Raw genomic sequence first — 15,798 nt, forward strand, 5'->3', positions numbered from 1 at the left:
TCGTCGCCACCGTCGCAACCATGCGCAAGCTGCTCACCATCCTCAACGCCATCATAAGGGACGGACGACCATGGCAAAACGCTTGACAAACAAGACAGTCGCTCTCCCCGAGGGGAGAAGAGATTTGCGGCAGCCTCTCCGTTCCTCACGCGACACATACGTCAAAAACGGACGGTAAAATCGGTGCCCTTGCCGACTTCCGACTTGACGATCAGCCGTGCACGGTGGCGGGTGAGGATGTGCTTGACGATGGCAAGGCCGAGGCCGGTGCCCTTTTTCGAGCGGCTGTCCTCGATGCTGACGCGGTAGAAGCGCTCGGTCAGGCGCGGCACATGCTCGGCCGGAATGCCCGGACCCTTGTCGACGATGCTGACCTCGACCGGCTGGCCGGTGCCGTTCTTCAGCCAGACGTCGACGATCTCGCCCTCCTGGCCGTATTTGCAAGCATTTTCCATCAGGTTTTCGAAAACCTGGACAAGCTCGTCACGGTCTCCGAGCACCTCGACCTTGCCGTCGGGCAGATGCAGGTTGATGTCGACGCCGACATCCCTTGCCAGCGGCAACAGAGCATCTCTGACATGGCCGAGCAGCGGCACCAGATCGACCTTCTCATCCGGCGCGATGTGCGATTTCAGCTCCAGGCGGGAAAGCGACAGTAGATCGTCGACCAGCCGGCTCATGCGCGTCGTCTGATCGAACATGATGTTGAGGAAACGCGCCTGCGCCTTCAGATCGTTCTTCGCCGGCCCCTGGATGGTCTCGATGAAGCCGCGCAGCGAGGCAAGCGGCGTGCGCAGCTCGTGGCTGGCATTGGCGACGAAATCCGACCGCATGCGGTCGATGCGGCGGACCTCTGAAATATCCCGGAAGGACAGGATGAAATAGCGCTCACGCGCGCCGTCATCGGCCGCGAATTCTATGGGCCCGCTGCGGACGATATAGACGCGCTCGGAGGGCAGCCGCTCGGAATGCTCGATCTGGTTCGGCGCGTTGGTGGCGATGGTTTCGCGCACCATGTCGAGCACGCCGGGCGAGCGCATACGGGCCGATATATGGGCGCCAAGCGCCACCTCGCCGAAGGCCTTTTCGGCAGCGCGGTTCTGGAAGAGCACCGAGGCGTCGTCCGACAGCACCATGACGGGGATATCGAGGCCGGAGAGCGTGGCGGAAACTTCCGGCAGGCGGCTTGGCGGCGCTTCCGGCTCGATCTCCACCGGCGGGGCCGGTTCGGCCGCGATGATCGGCGCCTCATTGAAAAGCGCGGTGAGGATCATCACAAGCAGGAGGACAAGCACAACCCACTTGTTCATGCCGGCGGCAAGCGCGGCGAGCGCGCTGAGGATTGCTGCAAGCAGCACCGGCCGTTCGCGCCTTATGCGCGCCAACAGGCTTTTTCTCCACGGAGTGTCGTCTTGCAAGTGCCCTCGCGGCGTCGATTCGTTTTTCTCTATATTGAACTCTGCCTGATAGCGGCATTTCATGACAGAAGTTTTCGGGCTGTCGCTTTGAAGCGAAAGGCCGCAGCCGAAAGCCACGAAAAATTGCCGGCCAACCGCGAAAGATTTGATTTTCAACGGTAACTATGTTCGCCTGCGGGAAGAGAACAATCAGGCTGAGGAGGATCACATGGACGAGGACGTCGAAAACAGGGCCGTGGAGCTGGAGATCCGCGGAAAGAAACGCACCTTCGATGTCGACGATCCTACCCTGCCGGCCTGGGTGGACGAACATGCGCTGGACTCCGGCGACTTTCCCTACAAGAAGAAGCTCAAGGAGGAGGACTATCTCGAGGAGCTGGAAAAGCTGCAGATCGAACTCGTCAAGGTGCAGTTCTGGCTGCAGGCGACCGGCAAGCGGGTGATGGCGCTGTTTGAGGGGCGCGACGCTGCCGGCAAAGGCGGCGCGATCTCGGCCTCTTCGGCGCATATGAACCCACGCCTTGCACGCGTCGTGGCGCTGACAAAGCCGACCGAGCGCGAACAGGGGCAATGGTATTTCCAGCGTTATGTCGCGCAGTTTCCGACATCAGGCGAATTCGTGCTGTTCGACCGCTCCTGGTACAACCGCGCCGGTGTCGAGCCGGTCATGGGTTTCTGCACGCCGCAGCAATATGAGGACTTTCTCAAGCAGACGCCGCAGCTCGAAAAGATCATCGCCCATGAGGGCATCTTCTTCTTCAAATTCTATCTCGATATCGGCCGCGAGATGCAGCTGAAGCGTTTCCACGACCGCAGGCACGATCCGCTGAAAGTCTGGAAACTGTCGTCGATGGACATCGCGGCGCTGACGAAATGGGGCGATTACAGCGACAAGCGCAACCGGATGCTGAAGGAAACCCATACGGATTTCGCCCCCTGGACGGTGATCCGCGCCAACGACAAGCGGCGGGCGCGGCTCGAGCTCATCCGCCACATGCTGAACAAGATGGATTATGACGGCAAGGACAAAAAGGCGCTCGGCACGGTCGACGCGGAGATCATCGGCTCAGGGCCTGGATTTCTGAAATAGGGCTTCCTGAAATAGGCGTAGGCTAAACGGGGTCACCGGCTCCGCCGGGACCGGAGTCACCGGCTCTGCCGGGACTGAGATTACTGCCCCGGCAGGATGCGGATGGCGAAGAGGTTGATGCCGCGCGCCTTGCCGTCGAGATCGCTGTTGATCGTCAGCGTGCCCGGCGAATTCGGCGCCAGCGAGCGGTCGAACTTCACCTGCAGCAGCGCATCCGATTTCTCGCGGGTGACGTTGAAGCGATGACGGGCGCAATTGCCGAGTGTTTGGAAATTGCACTCGACGGTGATCTGGGTCGGCTCGTCGGTGGTGGACTGCAGCGTCAGCGCGATGGTCGAGGATTTGCCGGCAAGCTGCTGCAGCACCGAAGGCGGAACGCTGATCGAGATATTGCCATCGGCAGTACCGCTCTCGGAAATCAACCGGACGGCGGGGCCGTCATTCTCGACGATTTTTTCGGTGCGCGCCCGCGGGCCGCTTTGAATCTTGTCGGCGTCCTCAGGCTTGAACAGCGGGATCCAATCGGCCGAGAAACTGTTCTGCGGGTCGATGGTCACCGGCTGATCGGTGTGGGAGGCGGCATTCCCGGCGCTGTCGTCATTGCCGGTAAAATCCTCGGGCTGGGTGCTTGCCGGCGGATTGGCGACGCTGGTGTCGCGTTCGGCCGCCGTCATCAGCAGGCCCGATGTATGCGCCCACCAGGCGCCGATGCCGATGAAGGCCAGCAGCACGCACCAGACGAGCAGTCTCGAAAAAAACTTGCGCGGCTTGCGGCGGCCTGCCGCCCGCTCCGGGCGGAAATCCATATTGGTGGCGCGCTGACCGCGGGCGAGGCGTTCCTCGCCGACAGGGGCGGCAGCCAGATGATCGGCACTGCCGGCATGCACGTCGTCAAGACTGGACTCGTCGCCGCGGTTCGGGGCAACGTCGGGCGCGCGGGTCTCGCCTGAGACCATCGGACCGTCGAACTCGTCGACTTGGGCTTGGTGAACCGGCGGCGCCGGCATTTCCACGACCGGCGGCACGGGCACTTCAGGCGGTCTCTGGCGGGGGTGAAGGCGGTCGCGCTCCTCGCCCTCGATGGCGTGGATGGTGCTCTCCAGGCGGTGGCGGTGATGGGCGACGACCTCGGTGTCGGTGATATCCTGCTTGCGCAGCCCGGCTTCCAGCGCCTGGCGGGCCGACTGATAGATCCTCGCTCGAACCTCCGGATTATCGCGATCGGAATTCTCGAGCGCAGTTCTGATGGCCGTTTCTAATCCGCTCACATTCAGTCCTTCACCTTGAATTCGGCATCGGACTGCAATCCCCGCCGTTCTCCATCAAAATTCGGTAGCGTCAAGTGCGGCAAACCGCAAGCCTTGCGAGGGTGGGCCGCCATCGATCGGCAGGGATATCGGCAGGTTTCACCGCTTGCGGGCCTTATTCTATTAGCTTTCTCGGACGTATATATTCGGGCTGAAATCGACGAAGGCATGGCAGCCGCTCTTTTATCGCCTTTTCATCTCTGTTATGAGATTGACGTTTTCGTAAACGTCAATGGAAGCGATGAACCATGGCCCTGCCCCCGATCCTCAAGGACAGATTGAGACTGCCGGTCATCGGCTCGCCGCTGTTCATCATCTCGCATCCGGCGCTGACGCTGGCGCAATGCAAGGCGGGCATCGTCGGAGCATTTCCGGCGCTGAACGCCCGGCCGGAAAGCCAGTTCGACGAATGGCTGGCCGAGATCACCGAGGAGCTTGCCCGCCACGACGCCGCCCATCCGGAGCGGCCGGCCGCCCCCTTTGCCGTCAACCAGATCGTCCATATGTCGAACAAGCGGCTGGAGCACGACCTTACGCTCTGCGTCAAATACAAGGTGCCGATCGTGATCTCCTCGCTCGGCGCCGTGCCCGAGGTCAACGCCGCCGTGCATTCCTATGGCGGCATCGTGCTGCATGACATTATCAACAACCGCCACGCCCATTCGGCGATCCGCAAGGGTGCCGACGGGCTGATCGCGGTGGCGGCCGGGGCCGGCGGCCATGCCGGCACGCTGTCGCCCTTTGCGCTCGTCCAGGAGATCCGCGAATGGTTCGACGGGCCGCTGCTGCTGGCCGGCGCCATCGCCACCGGCGGCGCCATTCTCGCCGCAGAAGCGATGGGCGCCGACATGGCCTATATCGGCTCGCCCTTCATCGCCACTGAAGAGGCGCGTGCCGCGGACGCCTACAAGCAGGCGATCGTCGCAGGCGCCGCTGGCGATATCGTCTACTCCAACTATTTCACCGGCGTGCACGGCAACTACCTCAAGCCCTCGATCGTGGCTGCCGGCATGGACCCCGATAATCTCCCCTTAGCCGATGTCTCGAAGATGGATTTCGAGCAGGCTGTCGGCGGCGCCAAGGCCTGGAAGGACATCTGGGGCAGCGGCCAGGGCATCAGCGCCGTCAAGGCCGTCGAGCCGGTGGCAAATCTCGTCGACCGGCTGGAGGCCGAATACAGGGTGGCGCGCGCCCGGCTGGCGCTCTGAGGCGCCCTTCCCTCTTTTTTGCCAAAGCCATGACAGGGTGCTTGAAATCTTCCAACAATGGCTGTATCAGCGCCATGCAAATCGCAGGCCGCATGCTTCGGCCGTGAAATGCCGCTTTAGCTCAGGTGGTAGAGCACATCATTCGTAATGATGGGGTCACAGGTTCGAGTCCTGTAAGCGGCACCATTCTTTTCAAGCGCTCCGGCCGGCTTCAATTTTCTCGCTCATCCTATTACATCATTCCCCAAATCGGAATCGACTTAAGGAATTATGAAGCAATTCAAAGCGTTAAAGCGTCTCTGCGTCTGAAAAGACGCGTGGCGTCTCGGCTAGTGGCAAAGCTCATCTGGGTCAAATGACAACGGGAACGTTCGCTCCCATGGCCGAATAATACGGTCTTCTGTTTCAGGGCCAAATCGGCCCAACAGCGATTGTGATGGACGATCTAGTCTATCTTCGCGTGTGCACACTCGCAGAACTGATTGCCTTTCAACGCTTTGTGGAGCACCATCATCGGCACAGCCGGGGGGATGGAACAATGGGACAGCTCACGAGCGCAGAGCGGGGGTTTGCGGCAGCTATACTTATCGCTTTGATGGTTGTCGGCGTCTCGATGGCCGCTGCTGGCCGCTTTGATCCCTTCGGCATACACGGCGTTATCGTCTTCGTGTATTGCGGCGCGTTGTTCTGCTACATCCTGACTTTGGCTTTCGGCGAAGAACCGGATGCTTCGCGCTTTTCAAGCTACTATGACGATCCGATCAAGGTGGGCGTGGCGCTCACATTGGCCTGGGCGATCTTTGGCATGTTCTTCGGCGTCTGGGCGGCCGCCCAGCTTGCCTGGCCGAGCCTGAATTTTGATACGGCGTGGTCGAGCTTCGGTCGAATACGACCGGCCCACACGACCGGAGTGATCTTCGGCTTCGGCGGAAATGCGTTGATCGCGACATCATTCCATGTCGTTCAGCGAACATCGCGCGCAAGGTTGGCCGACCAACTCTCCCCCTGGTTCGTGATCTTCGGCTATAATCTTTTCTGTCTGATCGCCGTCAGCGGCTATTTCATGGGCGTTACCCAGTCCAAGGAATACGCAGAAGCGGAATGGTATGCCGACATCTGGCTCGTGATCGTCTGGATCGCGTATTTCGCGCTTTTCGTACGCACCTTGGCACGGCGCAAAGAACCTCACATCTACGTCGCCAACTGGTACTATCTTGCCTTCATCATCGTGGTGGCGATCCTCCATATCGTCAACAACCTGGCAGTACCCGTATCGTTCGGACAGGCGAAAAGCTACACGGTATGGGCCGGTGTACAGGATGCGATGGTCCAATGGTGGTACGGGCACAATGCCGTGGCGTTTTTTCTGACGGCAGGCTTCCTGGGAATGCTCTACTATTATCTGCCGATCCGCGCTGAGCGGCCGATCTTTTCCTATCGATTGTCCATTCTCAGCTTCTGGGGGATTACCTTCTTCTACATGTGGGCGGGATCCCACCATCTCCATTACACCGCGCTGCCTATCTGGGTGCAAAACCTTGGAATGACGTTTTCGGTCATGCTGCTCGTTCCGTCGTGGGCATCGGCCGGAAACGCCTTGCTGACATTGAACGGGGCTTGGCACCGCGTCCGTGACGACGCCACTCTTCGCTTCATCATGATGGCGGCGTTCTTTTACGGGCTGTCGACATTCGAGGGGTCTTTCATGGCAATCAGACCCGTCAACTCACTGTCTCATTATACCGACTGGACGGTCGGACATGTCCATGCCGGTGCGCTGGGCTGGGTCGCCATGATAACGTTCGGCGCGTTCTACACACTCGTTCCATCGATCTGGAAACGCGAAAGGATGTATTCCTCGGCCCTGGTCGAAGTCCACTTCTGGTTGGCGCTTGCAGGCACGCTCATCTACGTCTTCGCCATGTGGAATTCCGGCATCATCCAGGGCTTGATGTGGCGCACATATTCAGCCGACAACACCCTGGTCTATTCATTCGTCGACAGTCTGCTGGCGATGTATCCCTACTATATCGCACGCGCTTTCGGAGGGCTGCTTTTCCTCCTTGGGGCGATCGTGGCGAGCTTCAATATCTGGATGACCGTTCGAACGGCTCCCGCCGTGGGAGCAGTTCACGACGCGCCCCTGACTTCTGGCCTTCTCGAAAACGCGCCGGCGGAGTGAGAGATGAGCGAACGTCTGCATGGAAGACTGGAACGGACGGCCGTCGGGTTTATGCTGGCTATCGTTGTAGCGGGAAGCGTCGGCGGGCTTGTCGAGATCGCCCCGCTGTTCACGATCCACGAGACGGTCGAGGACGCCCCGGACATGAGAGTTTACACCCCTCTCGAAGCGGCCGGCCGCGACATCTATGTCCGGGAAGGCTGTTACGCCTGCCACAGCCAGATGATCAGAACGCTGCGGGACGAGGTCGAGCGGTACGGTCCTTATTCTCTTGCGGTCGAATCCAAATACGACCATCCCATGCTGTGGGGATCAAAGCGCACGGGTCCGGATCTGGCGCGCATCGGCGGGAAATATTCCGATCTCTGGCACGTGGCTCACCTGATTAATCCTCGTGACGTCGTTCCCGAATCCAACATGCCTTCTTACCCGTGGCTGGCGACAACCCAGCTCAAGCTGGCCGATTTGCGCGGCCATCTCGCCGCGCTGAGGGCCGTCGGCGTGCCGTACACGGATGAAATGATCGCCAACGCGGCCGCAGATGCTTACGGACAGTCCAATCCTGACAGCGAGCAATCCTCGGGCGTCGTGGAACGTTATGGGGACAAAACCCAGCTATCGGTATTTGACGGTGTCAAAACCAACGTCACCGAAATGGATGCCATGGTCGCGTATCTGCAGGTCCTGGGTGAGTTGACAAACGCAGCCTATGAAAACACCGCGGCACCGGAGCAGATGCCGAACCCCAACAACTAAGGCCACAGGGGATTGAAATGGATGTTACTCACGAGACCATGTTGGAACTGTCCAAGGTATGGGGCCTGCTGTATCTCATCCTGTTTTCGATCGGAGTGGTCGTCTACACGTTCTGGCCCTCCAACAGGGCGCGTTTCGACCGGGCGGAAACGGAGATATTCGACAAGGACGACACCCCATGGCGATAGAGGAAGTCGATCCCATAACAGGCCGCCAGACGACCGGACACATCTGGAACGGCATCAAGGAACTGGATACTCCGGTGCCGCGCGGAGTGCTGCTCTTCCTGATCGTCACGCACCTGTTCGCCGCTCTCTGGTGGATACTGTATCCGACCTGGCCGCTTGGAAGCACGTATACGAGGGGCCTGATCGGGACGGGTCAAAAGCAGGCGGTAGAGCGAAAGATCATAGAAGCCGATGCGTCGCGCGCGCCCTGGATCGAGAAGATCGAGACCAGTTCCTTTGATGAAATCCGTGCCGACGAAAAGCTGATGGAGAAGGTGGCCTCCAGCGGCCACCAGTTGTTCGGAGACAACTGCGCCGCCTGTCATGGAAGGGACGGCAAGGGCGGACGAGACTTCCCCGATCTTACCGATAACGACTGGCTTTGGGGTGGCGGACCAGAAAAGATCGTCCAGACCATGACGGTGGGGGTGAATACGACGCACTCGCAAAGCCGCGTGTCGCAGATGCCTGCGTTCGGAACAGACGAAATGCTCGACCGAAAACAGGTGAGCGACGTCGCCGCCTATGTCTATTCGTTGAGCAATACGTCCACCGAAGCCGCAGACGCCAGCCAGATAGCTGCTGGCCGCGAGGTGTTCATGGCTAGCTGCGTGGCATGCCACGGCGAAGATGCCAAAGGCAAACAGGATGTCGGTGCGCCGAACCTGACCGATGGCCGCTGGATTTACGGCGGGGGCATCGAACGAATCGTCCAGTCGATCCATGGCGGACGGCAGGGACATATGCCCACCTGGGACGAACGCCTAAGTCCAGCTGAGATAAAGATACTCGCGCTTTATGTGAACAAGCTGGGTGGGGGTCAGCAGTGATGCCCGAAGCGAAGAGACCTTTACCACGCGCTTTCAAGTGGCTGCTGATCGGGCTGACCGGGGCGATCTTTGTCGGCGCTAACGCCCATTTTGTTTACATGGCGATCGCCACCCAGCCCGCCTGCATCGAGCATATCAAGGAAAAAGGCCAGCAACCCAACCAATTCAGGGCCGCCGCTTCAGCTTGCTGAACGCACGAGGAGGATCAGATGCCGCAGGACGACACTTCCGGCCGATATCGGAGCGAGGTATCGGGGATACAGGAGACGATGGATCCCAAGTGGCAGCGGCATCTGCCCCTCGGTGCTCCTCTCGGTTGGCTTGGCCAAGGCTGGCAGGACTTGATCCGGCAACCCTGGCCAAGTCTAGCCTACGGGTTCGTGGTGTTCTTACTGGCGTTGGCGGCCACCGTGATGCTGTTTCGGCTCGAGCGCGACTATCTTCTCTTTCCCGCATTGGCGGGCATATTGATCGTCGCGCCGCTCTTTGCCGCAGGGCTCTATGTCAAGAGCAGGAGTTTGGCGAACGGGGAGCGCATCACGCTTCGGGAGATGTTATTCGTCCGGCCGAGAGCTGGAGGGCAGGTGTTTTTCACGGGGATGCTGCTGTGCATGGTGATGCTGCTCTGGATGAGGGCGGCGGTCATTATCTACGCGCTCTTTTTCGGCGTTAATCCGTTCCCCGGCCTTGATGGCGTAGCAAGGCTATTGGTCACCACCCCCTCGGGCTGGGGCATGCTGATCGTCGGCTTGTGCGTGGGCGCATTGTTTGCTGGATTCGCTTTTGCAATCGGGGTGTTCTCAATCCCGATGCTGCTGGATGAGCGCATCGACGCCTTCACAGCGATGGGCGTCAGCGTTGTCATGGTCTGGAACAACATGGGACCGTCAGTGGTCTGGGGCGCGATCGTGCTCGCCCTCTTCCTCGCCAGCCTGCTGACAGGACTTGTCGGACTGATCGTCGTTTTTCCTTTGCTCGGCCACGCCACATGGCATGCCTACAAGGCAATGAGGTAGCGAGGAACGGACAATGACCTGCTGCGCGTCAATTGCGTCGTCGCTCCACGAGCCCGGACCAAGAAGGCCGGGCGTGGACGAGGTTGCGTTGGCAAGCAGGGATTTGGGCAATGGTCTCAGGCAGATCACCTTGTCCGTCCCGGACATGCGATGCGGCGCATGCATGGCGCTTCTGGAATCGACCCTTGGCAAGCACCCCGAAGTTCACATGGCGCGCGCCAATCTGACGGCAAAGCGCGTAACCATCCATTGGCAAGCGGAAAATGGTTCGCCGCCCGATTTTGCCGCCCTGATCGGAACGATCGGTTACACGGCCGTCTTGCCGGCGGAAGGCCGTGATCAACCGGACGGTGAGATATCAGGCCTGCTGCGCGCGCTGGCAGTCGCCGGCTTTTGCTCAATGAACATCATGGTGCTGTCCGTATCGGTCTGGGCGGGTGCGGACCCGGCAACACGTCAGACGCTCCACCTGATGTCGGCCGCGCTCGCACTACCGGCCGTGATCTACTCCGGGGCGACATTCTACCGGTCGGCGTGGCGGGCGCTCGTGCACGGTCGGGCAAACATGGATGTGCCGGTCAGCATCGGCGTCTTGCTCTCGTTCGGTCTCAGCGTATACGACACGTTCGCCGAAGGACGGCAAGCCTACTTCGAGGCCAGTACCTCGTTGATCTTCATTTTGCTCGTCGGACGCACGCTGGACCATCTGATGCGACGGCGGGCGCGATCGGCGGCGGCGTCTCTGGCCGACATGATGCCGAAAGGCGCGAATGTGATACGCGCGGACGGACGGATCGAGTATGTCCCACTGAGCGATATCATTTCCGGAACCCGCACCCTGATTGCCGCCGGCGATAGAATTCCAGCTGACGGGACGATTCTCTCCGGCCTGTCGGAACTTGACCGTTCATTGCTGACGGGAGAGAGCCGTTGGGAGACGGTTGGACCAGGCGGACAGGTTTGCGCGGGAGATTTGAACGTCGGCCATCCCCTGACTGTCGAAGCCACCGCCACACCGGGAGATTCGACAGTCGCCGAGCTGCATAGGATGCTGGAAGCGGTCGAGGACGGCCGTTCTGAATACCGGATACTCGCAGACAGGGCCGCGCGTCTCTATGCTCCTGTTATACACGGACTGTCGGTACTGACATTCCTTTCGTGGTTTGCGGTGACACAGGACATCCACCTCGCCCTGACGATTTCGATCTCGGTCTTGATCATTGCCTGCCCTTGTGCGCTGGGGTTGGCGGTTCCGATGGTTCAGGTCGTTGCAGCACGCAGATTGTTCACCCAGGGCATCGTGGCACGGGACGGATCGGCATTGGAACGTTTGGCGGAAATCGACACCGTCGTTTTAGACAAGACCGGTACGCTGACGCAATACGAGCCGAGGCTGTTGACCGGGAACTGGACCGGACCACTGGAATTTTCACTGGCTGCGTCGCTGTCGCAGTTTTCGAGCCATCCGATGTCGAGAGCGATCGCGGATTACGCCTCACGGCGCGAGTGGGAGGCTCTCGCGCTCGATGACGTCAGGGAGTTACCAGGCAACGGTCTCGAGGCGTCTTTCCGAGGGGAAGTTTATCGACTTGGGCGAGCGGCATGGGCGGCGAGCGGCGATGCAGATGACCGGACTGCCGCAGCTTCGACTGTCGTCCTGACACGACAGGGAGAAATCCTTGCCTCGTTCGTTTTTGGAGAGAAGGTTCGAGCCGGGTCGGCGATGGCGGTGCAGTTCTTGAAGAGTCGCGGCATCGCCGTCGAAATGCTGACCGGCGATGTCCCCGAAGCGGCTCTTGCAGTGGCACGGGAAGTCGGAATCGACTCGGTAAAAGCCGCCGCCCTCCCCAAGGACAAGGCCGAGGCGATCGATGCGTTGCGCAGTCTCGGTCGCAAGGTGATGATGATTGGTGACGGAATAAACGACGCGGTCGCGCTGAAGGCCGCGCATGTTTCCATGGCTCCGGCATCAGGAAGCGACATCGGTCGCAGCGCCGCCGATTTCATCCTGCTCAATGGAGACATGGACGGAATGAAGGTCGCGCTGACGACGGCGGGTCGTGCGGCCGTGCTGATCCGCCAAAATTTCGCTTTGGCCGCCGTCTACAATGCGTGCAGCATTCCTCTCGCACTGTTGGGCTATGCCAACCCGCTCATCGCCGCGATAGCGATGTCGACGTCGTCCATATTGGTCGTCGCGAATGCGATGAGGCTTGAGATCGACGGCACGCCACCAGAGCGGGAAATGCGGCGGATAAATAAGCTGGCGGGAGTGGGATAAATGAGCGCATTGTCGTTTCTGATACCCATAGCTCTGTTCATGGGCATCGCCGGGCTTGGTGCCTTCCTTTGGTCCCTGCGCACCGGTCAGTACGAAGATCTGGATGGCGCAGCGGAAAGGATATTGTCTGAAAAGGACGACAAGCCTCTCGGCGGCTGAAGGATCGATCGTAAATGCTTTGAAGGAGGGTCGAATGGAAGACACGGATCGCCAGTCTCCGCCGGTTGAACATGATACCGCCCAAGCGCCACGCATCCGCACCATTGATCCATCGGAGGCTGTGACGGGGGTTGCCATTGTCTTGGGCATCCTTGGCGGAGCAATCGGCGTCGTTTCCACCTTGTTCCTGTCTGGTGCATCCAGCGTTGGTTCCTGGATCGCCTACTGCCTCATTGCGGCGTTGGCGGGCGGCTCTGCAGGGATCGTCGTCGGCGGAATGTTTGGAGCGATTTTCGCGGTAACCAGGGGAATAACGGTACCCGCCCGCAGCGATCGTCAGGGCTGAAGAGGCTAAGCCGGGGTCACCGCCTCCGGCGCAATAGTGCCAACCAGCCCAACCCATCCCGGAACAATGCCCCCGGGGATCAAGTTTTCTCCCTGAGACAACAAGCATGGAGAAAATCATGTCCTGCAAGTTCATCGCGATATCACTGCTTTCGATCGGTCTGGCTGGCCCGGCGCTGGCGCAGACGGCCGGGGGTGCGGATGCCAATGGGCGGCTTTCGGTGGCGCCTGTTATCGGCGGATCGGGGAGTTCGGGCGGCGGTTCCGCCGGCGCCGGGTCAGCTGGCACGGGGTCTGTCGGCGGCGGCGCAACGGGCACCGGGTCTATCGGCATCGATTCCGGCACCACCGGCAGCACGACCGGCAATGGCGGCGTCAATCTCAACAGCGGCCGCAGCACGATCAATCCCGGCGGGGTCAATCCCAACCTGCAGCAGACGCCGGGTTGCGCGGGGGCGGCCGGCACGGGGACGGATACCGGCTCGGTCGGCGATGCGTGCCCGCAATGAGGATAGGGCGATTGTTCCCCTTCCCTCCCGACAGGATGAAGGCCCGGCGTCGCTCTGCCCGGGCCTTCGCTTTTGACCGAAACTTCCCTGACATGGCGCGAAAAGGATCGCTGCCGTCAGAAACCGGTCGCGGCCTGCTTTACCGTTCGGCCCTGAAGACGTAAAAGAGCCACATCACTCCGCAAGCGGCGCATCGCCCCACATCTCGCCAGCCTGCCGATATTTCCGGCATCTGCGGAGCACCCGAAGAGGATCGTCATGTCGAATGCAGCGCAACGCTCGAACCGCGTGCTTATCGTCGCCACCATCATGCTCGCAACCTTCATGGTGGCGATCGAGGCGACGATCGTGGCGACCGCGATGCCGCGCATCGTCGGGCAGCTCGGCGGGTTTTCCTATTACAGCTGGGTGTTTTCGGCCTTCCTGCTGGCGCAGTCGACGACGACGGTCATCTACGGCAAGCTTTCCGACATTTTCGGGCGCAAGCCGGTGCTGATCGGCGGCATCCTGATCTTCCTGGTCGGCTCTTTGCTCTGCGGGCTTGCCTGGTCGATGATGTCGCTGGTGCTGTTCCGGCTGCTGCAGGGGCTCGGCGCCGGCGCCATCCAGCCGGTCACGACGACGATCATCGGCGATCTCTTCAAGCTCGAGGAACGCGGCCGCGTGCAGGGCTTCATGGCAACCGTCTGGGCGACATCGGCCGTCGTCGGGCCGCTGGCCGGCGGCATCATCGTCGACAACATTTCCTGGGCCTGGATCTTCTGGATCAACCTGCCGATCGGCATCATTTCGATCATTGCCTTCATGATCTTCCTGAAGGAGGACGTGGCGCACAAGCAGGCAAAGATTGATTACCTCGGAGCGGCGCTGTTTTCGATCTCGATCGTCGCACTTCTCGTCATGCTGACGGAAACCGATGCGAGCGCCTGGATCCTGATTTCGCTTTTCGCCGTCTTCGTGGTCGCGGGCCTTTTCTTTCTCGCCCAGGAGAAGCGGGCGCCGGAACCGATCATTTCGATCCCGCTCTGGAGCCGAAGGCTGATTGCGACCAGCAATGCGGCGACGCTGCTTGCCGGCATGGCGCTGATCGGGCTTTCGACAATCCTGCCGATCTATGTGCAGGGCGTGCTCGGCCGTTCGCCTGTTGTCGCGGGCTTCACGCTCACCATGCTCGTCGTCGGCTGGCCTCTGGCGGTGATCCTCTCCGGCCGCTTCTACAAGGCCTTCGGCATCCGCCGCACCTTGCGTGTCGGCAGCCTGATGTTTCCCTTCGGTGCCTGTTTCCTGTTGTTCCTGACACCTGACAGTTCGCCGGTCGTTGCCGGCGCCGGCTCCTTCTTCATGGGCTTCGGCATGGGTCTCATCAGCCTCACCAGCATCGTGCTGGTGCAGGAGAGCGTCGAATGGTCGATGCGCGGCAGCGCCACAGCCTCGATCATCTTTTCCCGCAGCCTCGGCAATACGCTCGGCGCCACCGTGCTCGGCGCCATCCTCAATGCCGGCATCAACCACTATGCGAGCGGCGAGGCGGCGGCAGGCCTGCATGACGCACTGAACCAGCCGACCGGGCTTTCGGCGCTCGCCGCCGATCCGGCGATCCGCGCCGTCTTCAATGCGGCTCTGCACTGGAGCTTCTGGGGCGTCGTCATCGTCGCGGTGCTCACCTTCTTCACCACCTGGCTGATCCCGGTCGGTCCTAGCCAGAAGCGCGAGGGGGCGGCGGTCGCAAGCGAGGCGGCTTCGCATTAAGCGGTTCGGCTTGTGGAAACGCAGATATGCTGCGTTTCCACAGCGGTGGATTGTGTTGGGAGAGTTATCGGACGATGAGTGTTTTCGTGCTGCTCCTGGGGTTTCCGGGCGTCGGGAAGCTGACAATCGCTCGAGAACTCGGCTCGCTGATATCAGCAAAGATTGTTGATAATCACTGGTTCAACAACCCGATCTTGCGCCTCCTCGACGAGGATCAGACCGCTCCGCTGCCTAAGGGCGTCTGGGAGTACACTGGTAGGATCCGGCAGGCCGTGCTGGATGCGATCACCGCCTATAGCAGCCTGTCGGCGAATTTCATCTTCACCCACGCCGGTGTCGAAGGCGATGTGCGCAGCGCGCGGACGTACCAACAGTTCGTCGACGCCGCCACACAGGGCGCCGCGGTCTTCGTTCCGGTGAGATTGCTTTGTGCCGAAGAAGAACTGGCGCGTCGCGTTTCCTCCCCCGCACGGCGCAACCATTTGAAAACCACCGACGTCGAGACGTCGAGGAGCCGAAGCCAACAGGCCGTGGTTCTTGATATTCCGCACCAACACGCGCTGACGTTGGATGTGACGTTCAGGTCGCCTTTGGAAAGTGCTGCGGCAATACGGGATCATGTTGTGGCTTGCGGCGCCTGAGGGGTGCAGCCCTTCGCGCAATCTTTCAGATTCGCTCCTTGCGCTTTAGGTCTTTGTTTTTACGCATGTCGTTATCGCAA

16 protein-coding genes and 1 tRNA gene are annotated in these 15,798 nt (G+C 60.6%); 15 read left to right on the forward strand and 2 right to left on the reverse strand.

Going from position 1 to position 15,798, the window contains the following annotated elements; all coding sequences use genetic code 11:
* Window positions 1-161: 161 nt before the first annotated feature.
* Window positions 162-1,385 carry a phosphate regulon sensor histidine kinase PhoR gene (phoR, locus tag C3Y91_RS34535; RefSeq protein ID WP_130685864.1) on the reverse strand — a complete coding sequence of 408 codons (1,224 nt, stop codon included), beginning with the start codon at window positions 1,383-1,385 and terminating at the stop codon, window positions 162-164.
* 241 nt (window positions 1,386-1,626) lie between these two features.
* Here phoR and ppk2 point away from each other — a divergent pair, with 241 nt between their 5' ends.
* Window positions 1,627-2,508: a polyphosphate kinase 2 gene (ppk2, locus tag C3Y91_RS34540; protein ID WP_130654500.1), complete on the forward strand. Its 882-nt coding sequence runs from the start codon at window positions 1,627-1,629 to the stop codon at window positions 2,506-2,508.
* A gap of 80 nt (window positions 2,509-2,588) precedes the next feature.
* Here ppk2 and C3Y91_RS34545 read toward each other — a convergent pair whose 3' ends face one another.
* Window positions 2,589-3,776 (reverse strand): regulator, encoded by a 1,188-nt coding sequence (locus tag C3Y91_RS34545; RefSeq protein WP_130654499.1) that lies wholly within the window; start codon window positions 3,774-3,776, stop codon window positions 2,589-2,591.
* A 287-nt stretch (window positions 3,777-4,063) separates the two neighbouring features.
* On the opposite strand from C3Y91_RS34545, the gene C3Y91_RS34550 reads away from it, so the two are divergent.
* The 14 genes from C3Y91_RS34550 (at window position 4,064) to C3Y91_RS34615 (ending at window position 15,718) form a co-directional block, all read left to right on the forward strand.
* On the forward strand, window positions 4,064-5,023 hold the full coding sequence (locus C3Y91_RS34550; protein WP_168576349.1) for an NAD(P)H-dependent flavin oxidoreductase: 960 nt from the start codon (window positions 4,064-4,066) through the stop codon (window positions 5,021-5,023).
* A gap of 110 nt (window positions 5,024-5,133) precedes the next feature.
* Window positions 5,134-5,209 (forward strand) — tRNA-Thr (locus C3Y91_RS34555).
* A 352-nt stretch (window positions 5,210-5,561) separates the two neighbouring features.
* Window positions 5,562-7,205 (forward strand): cytochrome-c oxidase, cbb3-type subunit I, encoded by a 1,644-nt coding sequence (gene ccoN / locus C3Y91_RS34560; protein WP_130660835.1) that lies wholly within the window; start codon window positions 5,562-5,564, stop codon window positions 7,203-7,205.
* A 3-nt stretch (window positions 7,206-7,208) separates the two neighbouring features.
* Window positions 7,209-7,961 (forward strand): cytochrome-c oxidase, cbb3-type subunit II, encoded by a 753-nt coding sequence (gene ccoO / locus C3Y91_RS34565; protein ID WP_130654497.1) that lies wholly within the window; start codon window positions 7,209-7,211, stop codon window positions 7,959-7,961.
* Between the two features lie 17 nt (window positions 7,962-7,978).
* Window positions 7,979-8,149, forward strand: coding sequence for a CcoQ/FixQ family Cbb3-type cytochrome c oxidase assembly chaperone (locus C3Y91_RS34570; protein ID WP_018072402.1), 171 nt, complete (start codon window positions 7,979-7,981; stop codon window positions 8,147-8,149).
* Window positions 8,140-9,018 carry a cytochrome-c oxidase, cbb3-type subunit III gene (gene ccoP, locus C3Y91_RS34575; RefSeq protein WP_024321058.1) on the forward strand — a complete coding sequence of 293 codons (879 nt, stop codon included), beginning with the start codon at window positions 8,140-8,142 and terminating at the stop codon, window positions 9,016-9,018. The genes C3Y91_RS34570 and ccoP overlap by 10 nt, the downstream gene beginning before the upstream one ends.
* Window positions 9,018-9,209: a hypothetical protein gene (locus C3Y91_RS34580; protein ID WP_024321059.1), complete on the forward strand. Its 192-nt coding sequence runs from the start codon at window positions 9,018-9,020 to the stop codon at window positions 9,207-9,209. Before ccoP ends, C3Y91_RS34580 begins: the two co-directional genes overlap by 1 nt.
* An 18-nt stretch (window positions 9,210-9,227) precedes the next feature.
* A complete protein-coding gene (locus tag C3Y91_RS34585) occupies window positions 9,228-10,034 on the forward strand; it encodes a DUF2189 domain-containing protein (protein WP_024321060.1) in 807 nt (268 codons plus the stop codon).
* A 13-nt stretch (window positions 10,035-10,047) separates the two neighbouring features.
* Window positions 10,048-12,315, forward strand: a complete 2,268-nt coding sequence (locus C3Y91_RS34590; RefSeq protein WP_024321061.1) for a heavy metal translocating P-type ATPase — start codon at window positions 10,048-10,050, stop codon at window positions 12,313-12,315.
* Window positions 12,316-12,474 carry a cbb3-type cytochrome oxidase assembly protein CcoS gene (ccoS, locus tag C3Y91_RS34595; protein ID WP_018072397.1) on the forward strand — a complete coding sequence of 53 codons (159 nt, stop codon included), beginning with the start codon at window positions 12,316-12,318 and terminating at the stop codon, window positions 12,472-12,474.
* Window positions 12,475-12,508: 34 nt separating this feature from the next.
* Entirely contained in the window at window positions 12,509-12,820 is a 312-nt protein-coding gene (locus tag C3Y91_RS34600) for a hypothetical protein (protein WP_018072396.1), read from the forward strand.
* Window positions 12,821-12,938: 118 nt separating this feature from the next.
* Window positions 12,939-13,328 (forward strand): hypothetical protein, encoded by a 390-nt coding sequence (locus C3Y91_RS34605; protein ID WP_024321062.1) that lies wholly within the window; start codon window positions 12,939-12,941, stop codon window positions 13,326-13,328.
* Between the two features lie 258 nt (window positions 13,329-13,586).
* Window positions 13,587-15,077 carry an MDR family MFS transporter gene (locus C3Y91_RS34610; protein WP_130660831.1) on the forward strand — a complete coding sequence of 497 codons (1,491 nt, stop codon included), beginning with the start codon at window positions 13,587-13,589 and terminating at the stop codon, window positions 15,075-15,077.
* A 74-nt stretch (window positions 15,078-15,151) separates the two neighbouring features.
* On the forward strand, window positions 15,152-15,718 hold the full coding sequence (locus C3Y91_RS34615) for a phosphotransferase-like protein (RefSeq protein ID WP_130680943.1): 567 nt from the start codon (window positions 15,152-15,154) through the stop codon (window positions 15,716-15,718).
* Window positions 15,719-15,798 lie beyond the last annotated feature (80 nt).

Source organism: Rhizobium ruizarguesonis (assembly GCF_012349115.1).
Taxonomy (GTDB): Bacteria; Pseudomonadota; Alphaproteobacteria; order Rhizobiales; family Rhizobiaceae; genus Rhizobium; species Rhizobium ruizarguesonis.

Bases quoted from the DNA above. Each gene is read 5' to 3' on its own strand.
- C3Y91_RS34580 (WP_024321059.1), top strand. From the start codon at position 9,018: ATGCCCGAAGCGAAGAGACCTTTACCACGCGCTTTCAAGTGGCTGCTG.
- ccoN (WP_130660835.1), top strand. From the start codon at position 5,562: ATGGGACAGCTCACGAGCGCAGAGCGGGGGTTTGCGGCAGCTATACTT.
- C3Y91_RS34600 (WP_018072396.1), top strand. From the start codon at position 12,509: ATGGAAGACACGGATCGCCAGTCTCCGCCGGTTGAACATGATACCGCC.
- C3Y91_RS34585 (WP_024321060.1), top strand. From the start codon at position 9,228: ATGCCGCAGGACGACACTTCCGGCCGATATCGGAGCGAGGTATCGGGG.
- C3Y91_RS34605 (WP_024321062.1), top strand. From the start codon at position 12,939: ATGTCCTGCAAGTTCATCGCGATATCACTGCTTTCGATCGGTCTGGCT.
- C3Y91_RS34570 (WP_018072402.1), top strand. From the start codon at position 7,979: ATGGATGTTACTCACGAGACCATGTTGGAACTGTCCAAGGTATGGGGC.
- C3Y91_RS34550 (WP_168576349.1), top strand. From the start codon at position 4,064: ATGGCCCTGCCCCCGATCCTCAAGGACAGATTGAGACTGCCGGTCATC.
- C3Y91_RS34615 (WP_130680943.1), top strand. From the start codon at position 15,152: ATGAGTGTTTTCGTGCTGCTCCTGGGGTTTCCGGGCGTCGGGAAGCTG.
- C3Y91_RS34590 (WP_024321061.1), top strand. From the start codon at position 10,048: ATGACCTGCTGCGCGTCAATTGCGTCGTCGCTCCACGAGCCCGGACCA.
- ccoS (WP_018072397.1), top strand. From the start codon at position 12,316: ATGAGCGCATTGTCGTTTCTGATACCCATAGCTCTGTTCATGGGCATC.
- ccoO (WP_130654497.1), top strand. From the start codon at position 7,209: ATGAGCGAACGTCTGCATGGAAGACTGGAACGGACGGCCGTCGGGTTT.
- ppk2 (WP_130654500.1), top strand. From the start codon at position 1,627: ATGGACGAGGACGTCGAAAACAGGGCCGTGGAGCTGGAGATCCGCGGA.
- C3Y91_RS34610 (WP_130660831.1), top strand. From the start codon at position 13,587: ATGTCGAATGCAGCGCAACGCTCGAACCGCGTGCTTATCGTCGCCACC.
- ccoP (WP_024321058.1), top strand. From the start codon at position 8,140: ATGGCGATAGAGGAAGTCGATCCCATAACAGGCCGCCAGACGACCGGA.